Source organism: Salinibacter sp. (assembly GCF_036626415.1).
Taxonomy (GTDB): domain Bacteria; phylum Bacteroidota; class Rhodothermia; order Rhodothermales; family Salinibacteraceae; genus Salinibacter.
Window position 1 is genome coordinate 1 of the sequence record NZ_JAZKRW010000047.1, and the last position, 20,645, is coordinate 20,645.

Sequence of the window (20,645 nt, forward strand, 5' to 3'; positions counted from 1 at the left end):
GGCGGTGACCGACGCGTTGGCGATGACGGGGTCCTGCGTGGGGAGGCGTTCGGTGGTGGGCATCTCGGTCGGGGCGTATGGGCGTGTTCGAGTGTGGGGGCGTGGGCGTGCCGGCAGGCGTCAGTCCAGTGACACGATCGCGGGCCTCCTATGAGAAACGACATCAACAAATTGCATTACGCAAGTTGTGGGGTGCGCGTCGAGAGTTGTCAACGCAGCCTTTTCGACCTTCGCTCAGATGCGTTCCCGTCGAGGAGCTGTAAAAGCCGCATCTGGAATCAAGGTGGGCTTTATATGCCGAGCGGCGAGGATTGATGCCTGTTCGTGCACTCGTAGATGACATCCGCGTAACCAATGTGCCCTTCGTGCTGCCCCCGGAACGGCGGCGGGGAGCAACCGTGATGAAAGCGTTCACCGTCAACCCACTCGTCGCCGTCCCACATGTCCATCAGCCCTGCTCTTCCCATGCGCACCTTCGTTGGCCTACTGTCGCTTCTCCTCTGCGCCTGCACCGTCAGTGGCGATCCCGGGTCCTCCGAGACCAACTCGGCCACCCCAGACGAGGAGGTCGTCCTGGAGCGTGTCGAGTCGGAGGAAGAAACGTTTCGCGTCGTGAAGACCCTCGGCGGTCTTGAGCACGCCTGGGGCATGGACTGGCTGCCGGACGGGCGGATGCTCGTCACGGAGCGGCCCGGCCGCATGCTCCTCGTCGACGAGGAGGGAACGACCGAACTGTCCAATGTGCCGGCAGTGTGGGCCAAAAATCAGGGCGGCCTGCTCGACGTGCGCGTCGCGCCGGACTACGAGGAGACCGGGTGGATCTACTTCACCTACTCGAAACAGGAGGGCGACACGGGCGGCACGGTGCTCTCGCGGGCGAAGCTTGACGGCACGTCGCTCACCGACGTGGAGGAGCTCTACCGGCAAACCCCCTTCCTGGAACCGGACTACCACTTTGGGTCCCGCGTTGCATTCCTCGACGATGGCACCCTGGTCGTCTCGATGGGCGAGCGCGGACAGCGGCGCGAGCGTACCGTCGACATCCCCACACCCACCACGTCGGTCGGCACGACGGTCCGCCTCAACATGGACGGGTCGGTGCCGGAGGACAACCCCTTCGTGGGAAGCGATGAGGGCCTCGATGAGGTCTACGCCTATGGCCACCGCAACCAGCAAGGCATGGCGATTCATCCGGAGACGGGGGCCATTTGGCAGCACGAGCACGGGCCGCACGGCGGGGATGAGCTCAACCTGGTGGAGGCGGGCAACAACTACGGCTGGCCCGCGGTCTCGTACGGCGACACGTACACCGACCAGTCGCCCATCGGGGGCACCACCGCGCCCGGCGTGACCGACCCGGTCGAGTACTGGGACCCCTCGCCGGCCCTTTCGGGCATGGCGTTCTATACGGGCGACAAGTTTTCGAACTGGCAGGGACACCTCTTCATGGGCGCGCTCGCCCACCAGAAGGCGATGCGCGTAGAGCTCGACGGCCAGGGCGTGTCCGACCAAGAGGAACTGCTGCGGGCCGAGCTGGGCCGCATTCGCGACGTCGCGACGGGGCCGGACGGCTATCTCTATCTCCTCACCGACGCGCCGGAGGGCGGGCTCTTCCGACTGGAGCCGGCGGAGTAGCGAGCGGGCGACCGTCTGGGCGACGTGTTGTTCTGGGGCAGCGTGACGTCTTCGTTCGGGCCGTAGAAGAAGAGTGCCAAGCTATCGTGGTCGGGAGTCGGGGCGCAGCGATCGTGGGAGCACGCCGCCGGCAATCAGACAGCCCGCGCCAATGGGGACCCACAGGAACAGTTGCCCCCAGTCGTCCGACGGCCCCACCACCACGGTTGCGACGGTGGCCGCAGAGAGGGCGAGCATGTAGACCGCCCCCTTCACGCACCAGATCGTCGCCCACACGTAGCCCCACGGGCGATCCTGCCAGAGCCACACGGCGCCCAGCAGCGCCACCGGCACCACCATCGTCAGGTCGAGGGCCGCGATCAGGTTCGTGTGCAGCCCCACCGCGTCGATCATGGCGGGCACCTGTCCGGTGACCACGTACTGGAGCGACAGCGCGACGTAAAAGCCCCCCAGCGCGACGGCCACGAACACCATGAAGCCGCTGATCCACCGGACGGGGAGGTCGGACTGCACCCGTCTGTAGAGGGCCGTCGCGTCGAGCGACACGAGGCCGAACACCAGTGCAAAGCCGGAGAGCGTGAACAGGAGAACGTAGACCAGGAATAAGGAATTGAACGCCGCCCCGAAGAGATAGAACGCGGAGTTGTAGAGCGAGTAGGCCAGCATCCCCATCCACACGAGGATCGCCCGCCGGGACCCGCCCCAGGCCCCCAGCAGCGCGACGACGAGCAGCGGCGTCGCCACGACGAGCGTCACCAGGTCGGTGCCATACCAGCTCGATGCGACCAGCGCATTGTCCCGGTACAGTTCGTGAGAGAAGAGTCCCGCACCTGATGTCAGGGCCATGAGGACGGCGATAAGCACCGAGAGGCGACGGGCGGTGCGGCGAGGAGGGGAGGACATGGCCATGGGGACGGGGTTCGACAAGGTTACAGGCACGGGAGGAGGATGAGCGCGGCCAGGATGACGATGTTCACGAAGATGTCCGCGTACGCGACCGTCCAGTCGAGCATGGTCAACACCAGGGAGAAGAGCGTGCCCCCAATCAAGATCGTCCGCCGGGAAGACCCGTCCAGCGCGTGAGCCGCGGCAGCGACCAGAACCCCGTCGCGGCGCTACCCCCGAGGACATCAGCTGCGTTTTCGTTCACGCTGTGTCGACCCCGTCGCGGGGAAAGAGGACTGCGAGTGCCGGCAGCAGGGCCACCGCTGAGAGCGCCGGCCCCACCTGGTGGGCCGGCACCGGCAGGATGTGTCCCACGACGGCTCGTCCCCGTTCCCACCAGAAGGCCAGAATCGCGATGGCGAGAACGGCCATTCCCCTCCGCAGCGCCCGATCGCGGTCAGACAGGGGATCAAACGTCTGGCGGCCCGTAATGCCACCGTGTCCGAGCCACAGGCCCAGCCCAACCGCAATGCCCCCGAGCCCCCAGACCAGCGCCTTGATCCATCGCACGGAGCGGACCGGGCGGGGCGAGCCGAGGCCGCGCCAATTCGCCCTCGCCTTTACGACGCGGGCAATGAGCTGCAAGCTCCGTCCGCGTCCGGCGGCTCCCAGTCCTTGACGTACCGGAGGGCCGGCTCGTCCAGCTCGATCCTGCCGGTTTCCGCGAGCCGCACGACGCCCCACGCGGCACCGGGCTCGACTGGCCCCCCACTGCACCCGACGAGGCCGAGCGTTCCCACGGCGAGGAGGAGCCCGACGATCCACGCGGGCATCCTGTCGGTGGTACGCCGCTCGTTCCGGTCGATCATTGCGCGGTCTCATGCTCAGGGAAGAGAGGTCAAAGGGGCTGTGCCGCCGTGATGTAGAGGCCGCCGCCCTCTTGCCCGAGGGCATAGTCCAGGCGGAGGTGAACCCCCGCGTCGTTGAGCTGAAATCGAAGGCCCGCCCCACCCGCCACCTCCAGCCCCTCCGCCGCAAACGTGCCGATGCGGCCGGACACCGCCCCGGTCCCCGCAAACAGGGCCCCGTCGAAACGCCACCACACCGGAAACCGCCACTCCGCCTGGACGCTCGCCGTCACGTCGTCGCGGAACCGTCCCTCGCGGTAGCCTCGCATTCGAAGCATCCCCCCGAGCTGCGGGAGCATCGTGAACGGCGCGGTGCCGGCCAACCGCCTCGGCGTAGCCCTGCAGGGCCACCACGTGCTCCGGGCCGACCGGCACGTACTGCCGGGCATCGAGGACGCCGCGGGCAAAGTCGAAGGTGCTGCCAACGGCGCCGGCGTGGACCAGCCCGTACGCCGTCACGAACTGCCCGCGGTGGGGATAGAACACCCGGTCGCGGGTGTCCCACGTGGCGATCGGGCCCACGCCGACCGCGGTCCCCCCGTCGGTCCCGGGCACGACGGGCCCATCGAGGAGACCGCCGTCCTCGACCTCCGTGATTGCCTCGTGCCGGAGACGGGCCCGCAGGCCGACCCGCCCCCCCTTCGCGACGCGCTGCTCGAGCTGAACGACCGCGTCGACGAACCGGCTCTCGTACTCCTCCTCCATCGCGTCCGTCGTCTGGGGCCCGATGCCGTAGAAGACATCCGGAAACGAAACAAGACTCAGTTCCCCGACGAGCCGTCGACTCCCGTTGCTGAGATAAAGCTCCGTGACGACGTTCAGCTGATACTGGCCGCGAAGAGTCGCCGAGACATCCCCTTGCACGCTGGAGGGGCGCCCTGTGATCAACGGAAAGAAGTAGCCCGCAGCCGCCCCGCCGCCCAGGCTCGTCTCGGGCGTGAAAAAGAGCGTGGGAAACAGGTACCAGCTCGTTGCGGCCTCCCCCGCCGTCGTGTCACTGGTCGCCGTTGAGTTGGAAGGGGACTGTGCGGACACGATCGGTGCGGCAAGAAGGCTGTAAAGGAGCACCACGAGCACGGTCCCGCCCCGAAGCGCAGAGATGGGTTCGGTGCGAGCGGTGTCGAAATCGAGAATGGAGCGGATCAGAGCGGCGTTCATCGGAACAGGCGGTAGAAGAAAATGAGTCAGCCCTCTTCCGCTTCGGCTCCGCGCAACGTCTCCGCCCCCCATCCCCACAGCACGATCAAGACGAGGGCGGCGGTGAGGTACGCTTCGTAGGCGGCGACCGGATCGGGCGCGTCGAGCAATTCCCCCGCCGCGTTCACGGAGAAGTGGAAGAGGACGGCCGCGAGGACGCTTCGGCCCGTGTGATTGTGGATCCAGGTGTACAGCACGGAGATGAGGAGAATCATAACCCCGAACTGGAGCGGGTCGGGCGCCCCGCCGGCCCGCGCGAAGTATCCCGTCATGAAAAAGAGCGGCCCGTGCCACGCGAACCAGGCGAGTCCGAGGAGCAGGCTGGCGCCCAGCGCGCTGAACCGGAGCTGGAGCCGATCGAGCAGGTACCCGCGCCAGCCGATCTCCTCGGGCAGCGGCCCCAGCAGCAGAAGAAATCCGAGGTAGGCCAAAAGCTCGCCGGGCTGTGCGATCAGGGCAGTTGCCTCTTCCAGATTGAACGGCGCGTCCGTCACGCCGAAGAGGACGGCGAGGCCCCCGGCGCTCAGTTTCACCGCGGGCATCAGGAGCAGGGCTGCTGCCCACCACCGGCCCGAGATGCGACCGGGCTGGACAAGGCGGCGCCCGAGGTCGCGGAGCCCGTCGCGCCCCGCCACGCGCCACGTCATGACGACGGCGCCGAGGGGAAGACCGAGCCCGCCGAGGACGAGGAAGACAAGCCCTGTGGTCGAGGCCCAGACGTTCAGTCCGAGGCCGATGATGAGCCCCCAGAAGAGCCACGTCCAGCCGTGGGAGAACGCGAAGAAGCCCCACAGGTCCCACATCCCCGAGACAGAGCGGCGGGCCGTGGTCAGTGGGGCAGCGGCGGGGGAATCGGTCATCACGAGCAGGGATGTATCGGGGAGGCGTTACGGATCGGTAGCGGCCACGGCGGCCCGTCCGAGGCAAACGGCATAGTCCGCCATGTCGTACGGCCCAAGGGCATTGACCTGCAGGGCGACGGCAATCTCGTGCTCGGCGTAGTACTCGAAGATCGACAGGTAGCCCGGCGTCCAGCCCCGGTGGCCGTAGGCCGTGCCCAGCGCAGTCGAGCGGATCGTCACCCCGAGTCCGTAGCACACCTCGGGCCCGTAGCGGGCCTGCTGCGTCGAGTCCTTCGGCACCGCGTCGAGAAGGGCGTCGCGGTAGTTGTCCGGCAGGGCCTCCCCTTCGTAGAGCCCCTTCGCCCAGCGGGCCAGGTCCTGCGAATGCGTCACGAGCCCGCCGCCCGTCCATTCCGTCGCGGGATTGTAGACGAGCACGCCGCCCGTCGTCACCTTCGGGGGCACCCCGAACGGGTCGTCCTCCTCGACGTACCCCGCCGCTAGATTCGGCGGGGCGCGCCGGTTCGCCGGGGCCGTTCGGGAAAGACGCAGTGGATCGATCAGCCGGTTTCGAAGCACGTCGTAGTAGTCGCGCCCAGTCACTTCCTCGATGACGAGTCCCGCGAGGAGGAACCCGGTATCGGAGTAGGCCTACCCCTCGCCCCCGCGGTCCTTCGAGAAGCCGTTGACAAATCTCACGCCATGGCGGAACGCCTGCATACCCCCTGGACGCACAAGCTCATCATCTCGCCGTTCGGGAGGCTGCTGAATACGCGCCTCTTCGAGTGGCTCAAAAGCCGGTCGCTGCCCCGCGAGTTTCGGCTGGCCCGTGCAGGAGCGGCGGCCGCGGAGACGGTCGGGGAGGATGTCGATGCCTTCCTCGACGCGCTGGGCGTGGCGCCCGACGAGCTTTCCGACGACGTGCGCGACCGACTGCCCGGCGCACTGGCCAGTTTTGCGGAAGACGGGCGGGCCCGCATCGAAGCCATCGACGCGTGGAGGAAGGCCTTCTGGGGCGACGAGGACGTAGGCCCCGACGAGCGGGTGGCGCGGGAAGAGACGCGCCGTGAGGCGTCGGAGCGATGCGTGACGCCATCCGGTGCGCTCGGCGTTCTGGCGCGCGAAAAGGCCCTGCCGCCCGTACAGTGCGACGTACCCCCGCCGGCCACCACGTTCGACACGTGGGCCGACGCGCTCAACGATCCGGCCGGCCTCTACGCGGTGCCCGAGGAAAACATCCTGACGTGGGACGCAGGCCACTTCGGCGTGCTGGTCCGCCTCTACCGCGAGGCCGACGCACAGGATCAGATCAAAGACGCTCTCGATCACGCTTCGCCATCGAACGCAGCATAGAATGCCCGGAAGGGTCCTTGGCGCCTTGCTGAAAGTGCCACTCTCTACGACGAACTCTCCTGAGTGACATCCTCATTGCCACATCTCTGGCCGTGGCCCTATCTCAGATCCTTGTGCATACCCCAGCGATCCGCGGTCCCGACGGGGCTCCGAGGCCTCGAAGCTCACTCTTTTGTCGTGAACTGAGACCAGCCGGGCGCCGAAAAGGCCGATGGAGCCAGCGGCATTGGCACACTCCCTCCGGAGCGCTGCGCCTGCGACCTGGATTGCCTACATGCCCCCACACTGAAGTGCGTCTTTTTCTCACAACTCATGGAGGAAACGCCCCGCACGGCGCGGCCACGGTTTGGCATATCATGACATGAGGGGTTCTTGGACTCGCTCTGCTTGGAAGCGCCGGCGGGCCCGTGCATCTCTCATCTGCAAAATGATTTCCCAAACGAACCTTGCGTCCTCTAAGCCATGACGCACCCGCTCCCCCCTTCTCCCTTCCGCCCGGATCCGATACCACGCCGAGACCTTCTGCGGACCGTCACGGGCGGCGCCGCCCTGATGGCCCTGGGGCCGATGCTCGCGTCGTGCGCCACCACCACACGAACCGCCGCCTCCGCCCGTCCCGCGGCGCTCATCGAGCAGATCGGGGCGCCGCGAGCGAAGATTCTTCAGTACGCGTCCCTCGCTCCCAGCGGCCACAACACGCAGCCCTGGAGGGTTGCAATCGAGGAGCGGGACCGATGGACGCTCGCGCTCGACGAGGATCGACTGCTTCCGGACGTCGATCCGGAACGCAGAGAGGCGCTGTTGTCGCTGGGGCACTTCATCGAAAACCTTGTGATTGCGGCAGGCAGCATCGGTTTCACGGCTGAGGTGGAGGTGCTCGCCGAGGAACGCCAAGAGCGTGAGGTGGCCCGTATCCACTTGTCATCTCGCTCGCCCGTCGACTACCCGCTCCGCAAATTGTCCCTCCGTCGGACGCTTCGAAGTGGGTTCTCGCCAGAGGACCTCAGCCGCTCCGACCTCGATGCCCTGCTCGCTCCCCTGGACGGCATGGGAACGTACTTTCCGCGAGGCAGCCGAGAGGCCAACTGGCTGCAGGAAGCGGAAGTGGAGGCCATGCGGAAGCAAACGTGGCGGGATTCAGCGCAGCAGGAACTCTCCAACTGGGTTCACCTCGACCGTAGTCGGGCCGAGAGTCGTCAGGATGGGCTTACGCCCGAGACCATGGAAGTCTCGTGGTTTGGCCGTCAGTTCATGTACCTGTTCATGGACGAGGATTCGGTGATGACGGAGCGCTTCCGCGAGAAAGGGATCGAGACTGCTGCACAGCAGGCCGGTGAGGGCGCCGGATGGCTTGTCGTTACCAGCCCGGATCAACGCCCCTCTTCGATTCTGAAGACGGGCCGACGCGTCCAGCGAATGTGGCTCCAGTGTCGAGAACGAAGGATTGCTATCCATCCCATGTCGCAGGTCCTCGAAGAAGAGCCGTGGCGCCAGCAGATCGCCAACGCCGTTGGACTGGACCAGAAGCCACAGTACCTGCTTCGCGTGGGATACGTGAGCGACTATCCGGAGCCGGTCAGCATGCGGCGTCCCGTGGAGGACTTCACGACCCTTGCGTGAGCGGGATCGAGAAAACAACGGGTCGAGAAAACAAACAGAACGTAAGCGACGACACCTCTCATGAGACGAGGGGAACAGGCAGAAGTGCCGCCAACACGCCCCGATCTGCATCCCTGAGGAGGACAGGATCGCTCCCATGGGCGGGCGCCGCCCCGAGAACGAACGGGGAGGCGATGGACAGGTCCGCATCATGGAGATTGAGTCTCCTCCGCGCCCCTCTGCATCACGTCGTTGCGGAGCGGAAACCTCCCGTCGAACGTCATGGGCCGCGGATCGGCATCCAGGATGGTGGAGGTGCCCACGGAGTCCTGCGCGCTGACGTGCAGGTGCGGTTCCCAACTGTTTCCGCTATTCCCAACTCGACCGAGATACGTGCCGGTCGAGACGGAGTCGCCCGGCTGCACCTGTAGGCTCCGGTGTTGCAGGTGTGCCAGAAGCACGTACGCGTCGGGGGCGCACCGAAGCATTACGTAGTTGCCGGCCTTGCGGGCGGTGTCCCGCGCCGGGGGCGTGAGGTCGGGAAGAGTCTCCTCCACGTCCGCTACGGTCCCACTGCACGGCGCGTAGACCGGGGTCCTGAAGATGGCATAACGGTCGAGTGCGGTCGGGTAGAGCCCAGTCGCGCGGTTGCCCGACGGGTAAAGTTCGACGACGTCGAGCCCCCAGAGCTGTCCGCGCCACGTGTGCAATTCAGGGGCTCCCACCTTCATGTGCGGGTTCATGAGGGGCTGACTGCCGCCGCTCGCCACGTAAAAGGCGCCGTCGCGCAGCGGGAAGGTCACATTTACGGGATCGTCGGGGATCTGATGAGACTGATAGACGGCCCAGAGCCCCGCACCGCCGAGGAGGAGCAGCAGGCCCGCGAGAACGGGTCCGGTCCACTGCCATCCATCGGGACGGATCCAAAAGCGTTGATGACGCATGCGCCAGCCCCCGTAGGCCGCCGTCGCGACGAAGAGTGCGAGGAGCCCGTACCGACCGTAGTAGGACAGCGTGTGCCAGGCGCCCATGTAGAACGTCGCCCCCACGTAGCTCCCCACCGCCGCGGCTTTCAGGCCCCAGAGGAGGCGGCACGAGCTCCGACGCGCGAGCCAATACAGCGCCAGCAGCGGCACAACGACGAGGGAGAAGAATGTGGAAACGAGAAGCAGGGTCATAGCGGGTCGGAGGTGCGTCGGGCGTCTACGTCGTCACGGTCTGTGAGCCGGTAGTCAATCGATTCTATGTGTCCTCTACAGTAGGCCACCGCCCCCTCCGGGTGGATCCACGTCACGTCCCCGTCCGTTGGCACGCGCAGGCCGTTCCGGCGCTCGTAATTTCGCCGGGTGCCCTTCCGGGGTCGCTCCTCGCAGGTCCCGTCGTCGGTCAGAACCGGTCGCTTGCCCGTCTGCTCCAGGCGTCCGGCGCGAACCAGAGGTTGGTCCGGGGAGAGAACGTGCCGCAGGTAGCGCTGTATTGGTGCTGGGAGGTCGTCGAGATCTATTGTTCGAACGGCCCGATACGGAGGCGCTTCCGCAGCGGCGAGCAGGTCATCCACGACGGCCCTGTTTTTTCGGTCAAGCTGCTGCCGCCCGACGTAGATCGCCCCGCCGAGACCGGCCACGATCACTCCAAGCGTGGTGAAAAGAAGTGGCGTCCACATGGGATACGCCGGCGTGGAACGGGAAGTGTCGATTCGCCGAAGGGGAGGCTGTCAGCTATGTCCCATTTTACATACTGACTGTCCGCCAATCAGCTCTACCGTTCATCGCGGAAGGGGGCGTGGGGGAAAGGTGCCTCAAGGTGTCGGGGGGCCCTGCGCCGTCCGGAAGCGCGAGCTAGGGTCCATCAGGCGTTCCCCGGCACAACTGTGCAAGCTCTCCCCACGTCGGTTCGGGGACGAAGCGGGCGCCGAATCTACCTGCGGTCTGTGAGGTTAAATACGCTCATACTTCTCTCGAAGATCGCCCTCGCCTCATGGACACGCTGGAGCACGACGACATCGTCCACCTCGATCCGGAGCAGCCGTTCTGGGAACGCTTCTACATGGTGGCCCCGCTCATCGTGGTGGGCACCCAGAACGAAGACAACTCCTACAACCTGGCCCCGAAGCACATGGCCGCGCCCATGGGGTGGGACAACTACTTCGGGTTCGTCTGCACGCCGCGCCACAAGACGTACCGCAACGCCGTGCGCACCGGCGTCTTCACGGTCAGCTACCCCAAGCCGTCGCAGGTGGTGCTGGCGAGCCTGTCGGCGTCCCCTCGCGTGGGGGCGACGGAGGGACCGCGGCGCAAGCCCGCCCTGAACCAGTTGCCCATGCGGGCGGCGGCAGAGGTGGACGGGGTGTTTCTCGAAGACGGGTACCTGTTTCTGGAGTGCGAGATGGAGCGGCACGTGGACGACCTCGGGGAGAACAGTCTCCTCATCGGGGCGGTCAAAGCGGTGCACGTGGAGAAAGACGCGCTCCGTGTGTCGGACAAAGAAAACGAGGCCGTCATTCGGGACAACCCGCTCCTCGCGTACCTGCCGCCCGACCGTTACGCGACCATCGACGAGACCAACGCCTTCCCCTTTCCCGCAGGCTTCGAGAAGTAAGTTTCCGACGGGTGCGTCCCTGATTTTCTGTGCTGACTGGACTTGCGTTATGGAACCCGCCGTGGACGCCGACCGGGCCCGCGTCCTTCACGACTACCTCGCACGCCACCGCGGGCAGATGCTGGCGGTGCTGGAGGCCCTGGTGCGGGCCGAGTCGCCGACGGACGTGCCCGAGGCGCAGGCGGAAGCGCAAGACATGCTCACCCGCCTCCTTCGAACGTTGGGCTTTCGGGTGCAGCACCTGCCGGTGCCCGGGCAGAACCGCGGCCACCTCTACGCCCGCCCCGAAGACCGACCGCGGGGCCGGCCCGTGCAGCTCCTCGTGGGCCACAGCGATACCGTGTGGGCCCGGGGTACCCTTGAGGACATGCCGTTCGAGGTCGAGGGCAACGAGGCACGCGGCCCGGGCGTCTTCGACATGAAGGCCGGGCTCGTGCAGATGCTGTTTGCCTTCGCCGCGCTTCGGGCGGCGTCCGTCGAGCCAGCGGTTGCGCCGGTCGTGCTCATCAACTCCGACGAGGAGCAGGGCAGCCCCACATCGAAGCGCCACCTTCGTCGGCTCGCCCGCTGCGCCCACCGTGCCTTCGTGCTGGAGCCCGCCCTTGGGCTCGGCGGCAAGATCAAGACGGCCCGAAAGGGAGCGGGGCGGTTTACGATTCAAATTCAGGGGGAGAGCGCCCACGCGGGCCTCGATCCGGAGAGTGGGTCGAGCGCCATCCTGGAGCTCTCGCACACGGTACAGCAGCTCCACGACCTCAACGACCCGGAGGCCGGCGTCTCCGTGAACGTGGGGACCATCGGGGGCGGCACGCGCCCCAACGTGGTCGCCGATGCGGGTTCTGCCGAGGTGGACGTGCGTGTCGCGACCCGCGAGCAGGCCGAAGAGGTGGAGGCGGCCATCCGGGCCCTGGAGACGACTACCCCCGGCACCTCGCTCACGATTGAGGGGGGCATTGGGCGTCCGCCGATGGAGCCCACGCCTGGGGCCCGGAAGCTGTGGACGCAGGCGCGTCGGGCTGCCTCCCTCCTCGACCTTGAGTTGGAGGAAGGCCGCTCCGGCGGCGTCTCCGACGGAAACATCATCAGCCAGTACGCCCCCACGCTCGACGGTCTTGGGGCGGTGGGCGACGGCGCCCACGCCCGCCACGAGTTCTGCTATGTGGACCAGATGGTGGACCGGAGTGCCCTCCTGGCCCTCCTGCTCGCCCAGCCGCCCCTGTCGACAGGGCCGCACAATGCCCCCCCTCCCCCCGAAACGGTCGACGCACCCTCGTCCCCGCACGCGTACTCGTCCTAAGTCCTCGTCCTTCCCGCCAGTCCTCGCCCTTCTCGCTCACCGACCCACTGTTGGCTCTATGGTCTCTTCTCCTGTCTTCAACCGGTGCATCTTTGGGTCCCTCGCCCGCATCACAGATCTCGACGCCCGGCCTTTTGAGGTTGAGCCCCGGGCTCAGTCGGAGTGGGACACGGGGGACTATGTCGTGGGAATCGTTACCGATACCTCTGGCTATCGTGCAGTTGAGTTGCCCAGCGGTCGAGACATGGAGGTGGCCGCGGGCGACGCCGTCGTAGGGGCTTTTGGGACCCGGCACGCGACCTTGGAAATGACGGGCTCCTGGCGGGACATCGGCGACGACCTCCTCATGCACGCCCTCACCCGGGCGGGGCTCTTCGGGCACGTCGAGTCGCGGTCGACCCTGGTGCAGCCGCCCTTCCAACTCCGGTACCACGGACACGTCTGCCGGGACGACACCAAAGTGACGATGGGCACGGCCGCCTCGTCCGTTGACGAGCAGCCTTACACCACGCCCACGATCCTTTTTGCCGGCACGTCCATGTCTGCCGGCAAGACCACCGCCGCACGCATCGTGACGCGTCGGCTGAAGCGGATGGGGCTGGACGTGCTGGGGGCCAAGGTGAGCGGGGCGGGCCGCTACCGCGACGTGCTCTCGATCCAGGATGCAGGGGCCGACTGGGGGGTTGACTTCGTAGATGCAGGGCTCCCGTCCACCGTCATCCCGGAGGGCGAATACCGAACCGCCGTGCGCCAGCTGCTGTCTCGCATGGCCCAGCCGTCGGCCGACGTAGCCGTGGTGGAGATTGGGGCGTCGCCCCTGGAGCCGTACAACGGAGCCATCGCCGTCGAGGAGATGCAGGAGGCCCTGGCCATGACGGTCCTCTGCGCGTCGGACCCCTACGCCGTCCTTGGGCTGGAGACCGCCTTCGACATGCTGGCGCCCGACCTCGTAACGGGCATCGCCACCAATACGGCCGGGGGCATCGACCTCCTTCACCAGCTCACCGACCTGCCGGCCTTCAACATCCGCGACAATGACACGCACGACCGCCTCGACGCCCTCCTGCGCGATCGGCTCGGGCTCGCCGAAGAGGTGAGCACGGGCGGATGAAAGGGACCGACCGCGGTCGCCATGGCCGCCGCACAGGCGCGAGGCGGCGACGCAGCACAGCCCCGGTTGGGAAAACAAGGGCGCAGGCATCAGGCTTATCTACGCCGACCCCGAACGAACATCCGCCCGCGTCACGGCGTTGAGTTCTGCTGTTGACATCCTATTTCCGCACCCCCGACGATCCTCATGGCGCAGTTCAACACGCCCGACCAGCTTTCCCTCCCCGACCTCGAAGAAGACGTCCTCGACTGGTGGGACGCCCACGACATCTTCGAGCGCAGCGTTGAAGAGCGCGAGGGCCAGCCCACGTTTACCTTCTACGAAGGGCCGCCCACGGCCAACGGCAAGCCGGGCATCCACCACGTCCTGGCCCGCTCCATCAAGGACATTTTTTGCCGCTACAAGACGATGCAGGGCTATCAGGTGGCCCGCAAGGCGGGGTGGGACACCCACGGCCTGCCCGTCGAGATCGAGGTGGAGGAGGAGCTGGGCCTCGAAAGCCGGGCGCAGGTGGAGGACTTTGGCATCGAGAAGTACAATGCGGCCTGCCGTGAGAGCGTCCTGGAGTACAAGGACCTCTGGGACACGCTCACGCAGCGGATGGGCTACTGGGTCGACCTCGACGATCCGTACGTCACGTTCGAGACGGACTACATCGAGACCGTCTGGTGGCTCCTCAAGCAGATTGAGGAGGAGGATCTGCTGTACAAGGGACACAAGATCCAGTGGTACAGCCCCGGCTCGCACACCGTGCTGTCCTCCCACGAGGTGAGCCTCGGCTACGAGGAGACCCAGGACCCGAGCGTCTACATTCGCTTTCCGGTGGCGGGCGAAAAAGACACCTACTTCCTGGCCTGGACCACGACGCCGTGGACGCTCATCTCCAATACGGCGCTGGCCGTCGGGCCGGACCTCCCCTACGTCAAGATTCGCCACGAGGACCCGCACCGGGGCGAGGAGCACCTCATCCTGGCCGAGGAGCTGCTCGACGACGTCATCGACGAGGACTACACCGTCGAGGAAACCTTCTCCGGCGACGAGCTGATCGGCCAGCGCTACGAACCGCTCTACGACTACTTCACCGACCGCGCCGAGCCGGGCACGGACGCGTGGTACGTCCTCGGGGCGGACATCGTCTCGACCGAGGAGGGCACCGGCGTGGTGCACATGGCGCCGGCCTTCGGGGAAGAAGACCATGCCGTGGGGCAGGAACAAGGGCTGCCCCTCTTCAACCCCATCGACAAGGACGGCGCGTTTACCGCCGAGGCGCCGCTGGTGGAGGGGATGTGGTTCAAAGACGCGGACAAGACGATCACCGACGACCTCAAGCGCCGCGGCCGCCTCTACAAGCACGAGACCTACCTCCACAACTACCCGCACGACTGGCGCAAGGGGACGCCCCTGATGAGCTACCCGGTCGAGAGCTGGTTCATCGAGACCACGAAGCTCAAGGACCGGATGGTGGCGCTTAACGACACCATCAACTGGCAGCCCGAGGCCATCGGCGAGGGCCGCTTCGGCGAGTGGCTGGAGAACAACGTCGACTGGGCGCTCAGCCGCCGCCGCTACTGGGGCACGCCGCTGCCGGTGTGGGAGAGCGACAAGGAGGGCTCCGACCACTACGAGGTGATCGGCTCGGTGGAGGAGCTGCGCGCGAAGGCTGGCGACCAACTGCCGGAAGACGACGACGAGATTGATCTCCATCGCCCGTTCGTCGACGAGCTGACGTGGGAGGGACCCGACGGGGGCACCATGCGCCGCGTGCCGGACCTCATCGACGTGTGGTTCGATTCCGGCGCCATGCCGTACGCGCAGTGGCACTACCCCTTCGAGAACAAGGAGGACTTCGAGGCCAACTTCCCCGCCGACTTCATCGCCGAGGGCGTCGACCAGACGCGCGGCTGGTTCTACTCGCTGCACGCGATCGCCACGCTTGTTTTCGACGACGTCGCGTACGAGAACGTGGTCGTCAACGGCCTCGTGCTCGACGAGGAGGGCAACAAGATGTCGAAGTCGAAGGGCAACACCGTCGAGCCCTTCCGGGTCATCGACGACTACGGGGCCGACGTGGCGCGCTGGTTCATGATGAGCAACGCGCCGCCCTGGGAGAGCATTCGCTTCAGTGAGCGCGGCCTGCGCGACCTGCGCCGCACCTTCTTCGGCACCCTGGAGAACGTCTACCGCTTCTTTTCCACCTACGCCAACATCGACGGCTTCCGGTACCAGACGGACCGGATGCCGGTCGAGGAGCGCCCGGAGCTGGACCAGTGGATCATCAGCCGCCTGCACACCACGACGCAGACCGTGGAGGCGGCGCTGGAGGACTACGATCCGACCACCGCGGCCCGGGCGGTCGAGGCGTTCGTGGAGGAGCTCTCGAACTGGCACCTGCGTCGCTCCCGCGCCCGCTTCTGGGCGTCGAAGAAGAGCGAGCAGAACGGCAACGCGGGACAGGGCGGCACCGTCGCCGCGGAGAAGAAAGAGGCGGCCTACCAGACGATCTACGAGTGCCTGGAGGCCACGGCGAAGTTGATGAGTCCCATCGCCCCGTTCTTCGGCGAGTGGCTCTACCGCACCCTCACGGAGGTGACCGGCGGCGAGGCCGACTCGGTGCACCTGGCCTCCTTCCCCGAGGTCCGCGAGGAGGAGCGCAACGAGGCGCTGGAGCGCCGCATGGGCCTGGCCCGCTCCATCGCGTCCAGCACGCTCTCGCTCCGCAACCAGGCCGAGATCAACGTCCGCCAGCCGCTGCCGCGCCTCCTGGTGGTCACCGGCACCGGCGTGCCGGAGGCGGAGGTCGAGCAGGTGAAGGACGTGATCCTCGACGAGGTCAACGTGAAGGCCATCGAGTACGTGGAGCACAGCAGCGAGGTGGTGAGCCGCTCGGCGAAGCCCGACTTCAGCCGCCTGGGCCCGCGCCTCGGCGATCTGGTCAAGGACGTGAATCGGAAGGTGCGCCAGCTCGACGACGAGACGATCGACGCGTACGTGGAGACCGGCGAGCTGACGCTGACGGTCGACGGGGAGACGGTCGAGCTCGGCCCCGACGATCTCATCATCCAGAGCGAGGGCATCGAGGGGTGGCTCGTGGAGCAGGAGGGCGACGTGACCGTGGCGCTCGACACCGAAATTACGCCCGAGCTTCGGGCCGAAGGGCTGGCCCGCGAGGGCGTGAAACGAATCCAGGACCTTCGGAAAGAGGCGGACTTCGAGGTCACGGACCGCATTGTGGTGGCCTACGACGGCTCGTCACAGATTGCCGATGCCATGGCCGCGTACGCGGACTGGATCCGGAACGAGACCCTGGCCCTGGAGTTGCAGCCGTCCAGTGAGCCGACCGGAGAGGCCGTCGAGACGTTCGAGGTGGGCAATGGGCGGCTGACGATTGGAGTTCGTCGCGCCGAGGCCGACGAAGCGCTGAATGCTTGAGTGCTCTTCGGGCCCACAGCGGGCCGGAGTGCGCATTACGCATCCCTTCATTGAGAGCCCAGTTCTGACCGTCATGGCGAACGACGACACGCATTCTGAAGACGACGCCCCCGACGCCCCCCTCCATGCACAGTCGGAGACGGACGAGGATGGGGAGGAGCGCCGAACCCCCTTCTCCGACGAAGAGCTGGAGCACTTCCGCGAATTGATTCTCCAGCGCCGACGAGAGGCCAAGTCTGAGATCGAGCAGATGCGGAAGCAGGTCGAGCAGGCCAAGGAGCAGTCCGACGACAACACGGCCTACGGCATCCACATGGCCGATGCCGGCACCGACGCCATGGAGCGGGAAAAGCTCCACCTCATGATTGCCCGCCAGCAGAAATACATTGGCTACCTGAACCGCGCCCTCGAGCGGATCGACAATAAGACCTACGGCATCTGTCGGGTGACGGGGGAGCCCATCGCCAAGGAGCGGCTGGAGGCGGTCCCCCACACCGAGATCTCGATTGAGGCGAAGCGGAAAGAGAACGCCAACGGATAGGCCGATCGAGCGGCGGGGCAGGGCGGTTGTGCGCTGTGACCAGTCCACTTGGACGGCGCCGGGGGCTCCTACGAGACGCACCGTCCCGCACAGGGCCTGCTGCCCGACGGGCACACGTCCGCGTCTGGTCCCTGGCTCTCCCCTCGATCACCTCTGCGCGCTGGGCTCCGGCGGCCCGTCTCCTCAACGCCCTACGCCACAATGATCGATTACGTCTCTGGAACGCTCGTCGACAAGGACCCGGAGTCGGCCCTCGTGGACGTGAACGGGCTGGGCTATCGGGTCCATGTGCCCACGTCCACCTACGAACGCCTCCCGGACACCGACGAGGAGGTCACCCTGCACACGTACCACTACCTCCGCGAGGACGACGAGTCGCTGTACGGCTTCGCCACCAAGGCGGAGCGGACGGTGTTTGAGACCATGACCGGCGTGTCGCGCGTGGGGCCCGCGCTGGCCCTCTCCGCCCTCTCCTCGATGCGCCCGTCCGAGCTGCGCGACCACGTCATGGAGGGAGACAAGAGCCGCCTGACGCAGATTTCGGGGGTTGGGCAGAAGACGGCCGACCGGCTCATCGTTGAGCTGCGCGACCCCCTCGCGGACCTGGACGTATTTGACGACGCGTCGCCCCTCAGCGGCGGGTCGGACGCTCGGGCCGAGGCCCGGGCCGACGCCCTGGAGGCCCTCACCGAACTGGGGCTCAGCAAGGCCGACGCCGAGCGGGCCATCCGCCAGGTGCTGCGCGACGACGCCGGCATCCAATCGGCCGACGAACTCGTGCGGCGGGCCCTGAAGGCGGACCAGGAGTAGCCTGTCCCATCCCCACGACCCTCTGTCTCCTCATGTCCGATGCCCTCCGCCTTTTCGCGCTCTCTGAAAGCCAGGCCTTCGGCACGGCCATCGCCTCGGCGCTCGACACGGAGCTCGACGCCCACTACGAACAAACCTTTACGGACGGAGAGCACGAGGTGCGTCCGGAGGTGAACGTGCGGGGGCGCGACGCCTTCGTCGTCCAGTCCCTCTACGCAGACGACGCGTGGAGCGTGAACGACAAGCTGTGTCGCCTGCTCTTCATGCTTGGGGCCCTCAAGGACGCCTCGGCCAAGCGCGTGACGGCGGTGGTGCCCTACCTTTGCTATCAGCGCAAGGACCGCAAGACGCGACCACGGGGCCCCGTGACCACCCGCTACGTGGCCGGACTGTTTGAGGCAGTGGGGGTCGACCGCGTGCTCACGATGGACGTGCACAACCTCGCGGTGCTCCAGAATGCCTTCCGAGCCCGCACGGAGCACCTGGTGGCGCACCCGCTGTTCGTCCACGAGATTGCAGGCCTCCTGGACGAGGACGAGGTCGTCGTGGTGTCGCCGGACGAGGGCGGCGTGAAGCGCGCCGGAAAGTTTGCGGAGGGACTGGGGGCCGTTCTCGATCGGGAGGTGCCCACGGCCTTCGTCGAAAAGATGCGGAAGGACGAGGGCGTGACGGGCGGGACACTGGTGGGGGCGGTCGACGGCCGCACCGCCATCATCGTCGATGACATGGTTAGCACGGCGGGAACGATGACTCAAGCCATCGAGGCGTGTGCCGGGGAGGGGGCGGCGGCCGTGTACGCCGCGGCCACCCACGGGCTTTTCGTCGGCGAGGCGAACGAGCGCATGGCCGCAGCCCCAGCGGACGCCCTGTTCGTAACCAACACGGTGGAGCCCCGGCTTACGGGGGCGGCGGCCGATCGCCTGCGCATCTGCAATGCCGCCCCCCGGTTCGCCGCGGCCATTCGGGCCGTCCATACCGAAACCTCCGTGAGCGCCCTGAATGAGGTGTAACCGAGGGAGGGACTGCTTTCAGGGCGTCCCGACCGGGACCCGGCCGAGAGGGCAGGGGCCCCATCCGACAGGGCAGTATGGAACAGGGCAGTACGGAGGGCGGTCCGAGGCTGAGAAATGAGGGGCATGACTGCGGGGGGCAGCGCCTACAGTGGACGAAGGCGCACCCGAATCCGTGCGTCCGAGCGGTCAAGGTAGTTGCGAACGAGGGCTCGGTACCAGCGCCACCGCCCGTTTCCGGTGCGGAGGCGCAGAAGCCACCGGGCGCGCTGCTTTCGGTGACTCACCATGTGTGCCAGGTCCCGCATGACACGGCGCAGGTTATAGCCGTGGACGTGGGAGAAAAAACAAGGGTCGAGTGAAGCGTCCGGGGGATGCTCCAGCACGCGCCGCGCCGGCTCATTTGAGTGCAGAATGGTGCCGTCACGGTCTAGATCGAGGGTCGGCACGTGCGGTTCGTCGCTTTTTTCGGAAGCGCTTCCAAATTGAGTGCGAGATGCTACAGAGGCCGATCGAGACGGAGAGGGCGGCATAAGAAGCTACCTGCTTTGGTTGGGGACAGGAAAAAAGGCCCGGGCGTGTTGTTTGTAACGCCCCGTCTTCTTCCTGCGGGCAGAGTCCGGATCCGGACGGAGAAACACCCAGCAGAGAGAACAAGAAAGGACAAACATGCTCGACGAAAAAATCTCCTCTTCGTCCGGATGTTACAGTATAGTGAATTGAATCTGCCCCCGTCAAGTTCATTCTGGAGCGTGAAACTGGGTAGAATTGGATCATGAAGAAGAATGGAGGCGCCTGTCCGGGTCGTTCGGCGGGCGTGCGGCGCGTTGAACCTGAAAGCGAAAAACTCAGTTTGGAAATCATCCGCCCTGTTATACACACCAACGCCCCCGTTTCACAATGCGTACGGCCGATGCTCTTGCTCAGCAGCTCGACGGGCTCGTTCACCTCGACACCCAGCGCGCGCCGACCGGCGTTGACCTGACGGTCGACACGGTTTTCCGGACCACTGGTCACGGCCAGCTCGACTTTGGCGGCGGAGAGTTCCAGGCCGCGCCCCGCGAGCGCATCGAGCCGGTGCTCGACGATCCGGAGGACGACTACGGCTGGTGGGGACTGGAGAAGGGCGCGTACATGATTCGGTACAACGAGGCCCTGCACCTGGACGGCGGAGAGCAGGCGGTCGTGGCGCCCTTGGAACGCACGCTCCTCGCCGGGGCGCACCACGGCGCGTTTGTCGTCGAGGACGGGCGCGACCCCCTCGAAACGCTGCTCGTGGTGAGTCGAATGGGCTGCCGCCTCAAGGAAAACGGCCGCGTCTCCCGCCTCGTGGTGCTCGATTGAGCGTGTTGACATTAGCAATTCTTCCACCCAGGCGCCCCTTCTCCCCCACCCTCAACGCCCACGCCCACACGGATGCCCGAACTGCC

The 20,645-nt window shown here is 66.5% G+C and carries 19 protein-coding genes and 1 pseudogene; 11 read left to right on the plus strand and 9 right to left on the minus strand.

Annotation, left to right across the window (positions count from 1 at the left end; genetic code table 11):
• Positions 1-465 precede the first annotated feature (465 nt).
• Complete coding sequence (locus tag V5A20_RS07050; RefSeq protein WP_332326992.1) at positions 466-1,635, plus strand: PQQ-dependent sugar dehydrogenase; 1,170 nt, start codon at positions 466-468, stop codon at positions 1,633-1,635.
• Between the two features lie 81 nt (positions 1,636-1,716).
• On the opposite strand, the gene V5A20_RS07055 is transcribed toward V5A20_RS07050, so the two are convergent.
• The 6 genes and pseudogenes from V5A20_RS07055 to V5A20_RS07080 all read right to left on the minus strand — a co-directional run.
• The gene (locus V5A20_RS07055; protein WP_332326993.1) at positions 1,717-2,538 is read right to left on the minus strand and encodes a hypothetical protein; all 822 of its coding nucleotides are present in this window, start codon (positions 2,536-2,538) and stop codon (positions 1,717-1,719) included.
• A gap of 243 nt (positions 2,539-2,781) precedes the next feature.
• A complete protein-coding gene (locus V5A20_RS07060; RefSeq protein ID WP_332326994.1) occupies positions 2,782-3,165 on the minus strand; it encodes a hypothetical protein in 384 nt (127 codons plus the stop codon).
• On the minus strand, positions 3,141-3,389 hold the full coding sequence (locus V5A20_RS07065; RefSeq protein WP_332315352.1) for a hypothetical protein: 249 nt from the start codon (positions 3,387-3,389) through the stop codon (positions 3,141-3,143). The genes V5A20_RS07060 and V5A20_RS07065 overlap by 25 nt, the downstream gene beginning before the upstream one ends.
• Before the next feature lie 29 nt (positions 3,390-3,418).
• A complete protein-coding gene (locus V5A20_RS07070; protein ID WP_332315351.1) occupies positions 3,419-3,706 on the minus strand; it encodes a hypothetical protein in 288 nt (95 codons plus the stop codon).
• Between the two features lie 906 nt (positions 3,707-4,612).
• The gene (locus tag V5A20_RS07075; RefSeq protein ID WP_332315350.1) at positions 4,613-5,485 is read right to left on the minus strand and encodes a CPBP family intramembrane glutamic endopeptidase; all 873 of its coding nucleotides are present in this window, start codon (positions 5,483-5,485) and stop codon (positions 4,613-4,615) included.
• 27 nt (positions 5,486-5,512) lie between these two features.
• Positions 5,513-6,106 (minus strand): annotated as a pseudogene (locus tag V5A20_RS07080) (serine hydrolase domain-containing protein); the annotation flags it as partial.
• A 63-nt stretch (positions 6,107-6,169) separates the two neighbouring features.
• Here V5A20_RS07080 and V5A20_RS07085 point away from each other — a divergent pair.
• Positions 6,170-6,820, plus strand: a complete 651-nt coding sequence (locus V5A20_RS07085; RefSeq protein ID WP_332326995.1) for a hypothetical protein — start codon at positions 6,170-6,172, stop codon at positions 6,818-6,820.
• Between the two features lie 462 nt (positions 6,821-7,282).
• Positions 7,283-8,440, plus strand: coding sequence for an Acg family FMN-binding oxidoreductase (locus V5A20_RS07090; protein WP_332315348.1), 1,158 nt, complete (start codon positions 7,283-7,285; stop codon positions 8,438-8,440).
• A gap of 188 nt (positions 8,441-8,628) precedes the next feature.
• Here the strand turns inward: V5A20_RS07090 and V5A20_RS07095 are convergent, their stop codons facing one another.
• Together V5A20_RS07095 and V5A20_RS07100 are read right to left on the minus strand one after the other, a co-directional pair.
• Positions 8,629-9,597, minus strand: a complete 969-nt coding sequence (locus tag V5A20_RS07095) for a M23 family metallopeptidase (RefSeq protein WP_332326996.1) — start codon at positions 9,595-9,597, stop codon at positions 8,629-8,631.
• Complete coding sequence (locus tag V5A20_RS07100) at positions 9,594-10,082, minus strand: DUF6920 family protein (protein ID WP_332326997.1); 489 nt, start codon at positions 10,080-10,082, stop codon at positions 9,594-9,596. The genes V5A20_RS07095 and V5A20_RS07100 overlap by 4 nt, the downstream gene beginning before the upstream one ends.
• Before the next feature lie 314 nt (positions 10,083-10,396).
• Between V5A20_RS07100 and V5A20_RS07105 the strand changes: the two genes are divergently transcribed.
• From V5A20_RS07105 to V5A20_RS07135, 7 genes are all read left to right on the plus strand, one after another.
• Complete coding sequence (locus V5A20_RS07105; protein ID WP_332315345.1) at positions 10,397-11,017, plus strand: flavin reductase; 621 nt, start codon at positions 10,397-10,399, stop codon at positions 11,015-11,017.
• A 49-nt stretch (positions 11,018-11,066) separates the two neighbouring features.
• Positions 11,067-12,314, plus strand: a complete 1,248-nt coding sequence (locus V5A20_RS07110; RefSeq protein WP_332326998.1) for a M20 family metallopeptidase — start codon at positions 11,067-11,069, stop codon at positions 12,312-12,314.
• A 58-nt stretch (positions 12,315-12,372) separates the two neighbouring features.
• Entirely contained in the window at positions 12,373-13,425 is a 1,053-nt protein-coding gene (locus V5A20_RS07115) for a hypothetical protein (protein WP_332315343.1), read from the plus strand.
• Positions 13,426-13,611: 186 nt separating this feature from the next.
• A complete protein-coding gene (gene ileS, locus V5A20_RS07120) occupies positions 13,612-16,854 on the plus strand; it encodes an isoleucine--tRNA ligase (RefSeq protein ID WP_332326999.1) in 3,243 nt (1,080 codons plus the stop codon).
• The gene (locus V5A20_RS07125; protein WP_332315341.1) at positions 16,847-17,395 is read left to right on the plus strand and encodes a TraR/DksA family transcriptional regulator; all 549 of its coding nucleotides are present in this window, start codon (positions 16,847-16,849) and stop codon (positions 17,393-17,395) included. Before ileS ends, V5A20_RS07125 begins: the two co-directional genes overlap by 8 nt.
• A 201-nt stretch (positions 17,396-17,596) precedes the next feature.
• On the plus strand, positions 17,597-18,205 hold the full coding sequence (gene ruvA / locus V5A20_RS07130) for a Holliday junction branch migration protein RuvA (protein WP_332315340.1): 609 nt from the start codon (positions 17,597-17,599) through the stop codon (positions 18,203-18,205).
• A 32-nt stretch (positions 18,206-18,237) separates the two neighbouring features.
• Positions 18,238-19,215, plus strand: coding sequence for a ribose-phosphate diphosphokinase (locus tag V5A20_RS07135; RefSeq protein ID WP_332327001.1), 978 nt, complete (start codon positions 18,238-18,240; stop codon positions 19,213-19,215).
• Between the two features lie 146 nt (positions 19,216-19,361).
• Here V5A20_RS07135 and V5A20_RS07140 read toward each other — a convergent pair whose 3' ends face one another.
• On the minus strand, positions 19,362-19,664 hold the full coding sequence (locus V5A20_RS07140; protein WP_332315338.1) for a PAS domain-containing protein: 303 nt from the start codon (positions 19,662-19,664) through the stop codon (positions 19,362-19,364).
• Positions 19,665-20,115: 451 nt separating this feature from the next.
• Here V5A20_RS07140 and V5A20_RS07145 point away from each other — a divergent pair, with 451 nt between their 5' ends.
• Positions 20,116-20,559 (plus strand): deoxycytidine triphosphate deaminase, encoded by a 444-nt coding sequence (locus V5A20_RS07145; RefSeq protein WP_332315337.1) that lies wholly within the window; start codon positions 20,116-20,118, stop codon positions 20,557-20,559.
• Positions 20,560-20,645 lie beyond the last annotated feature (86 nt).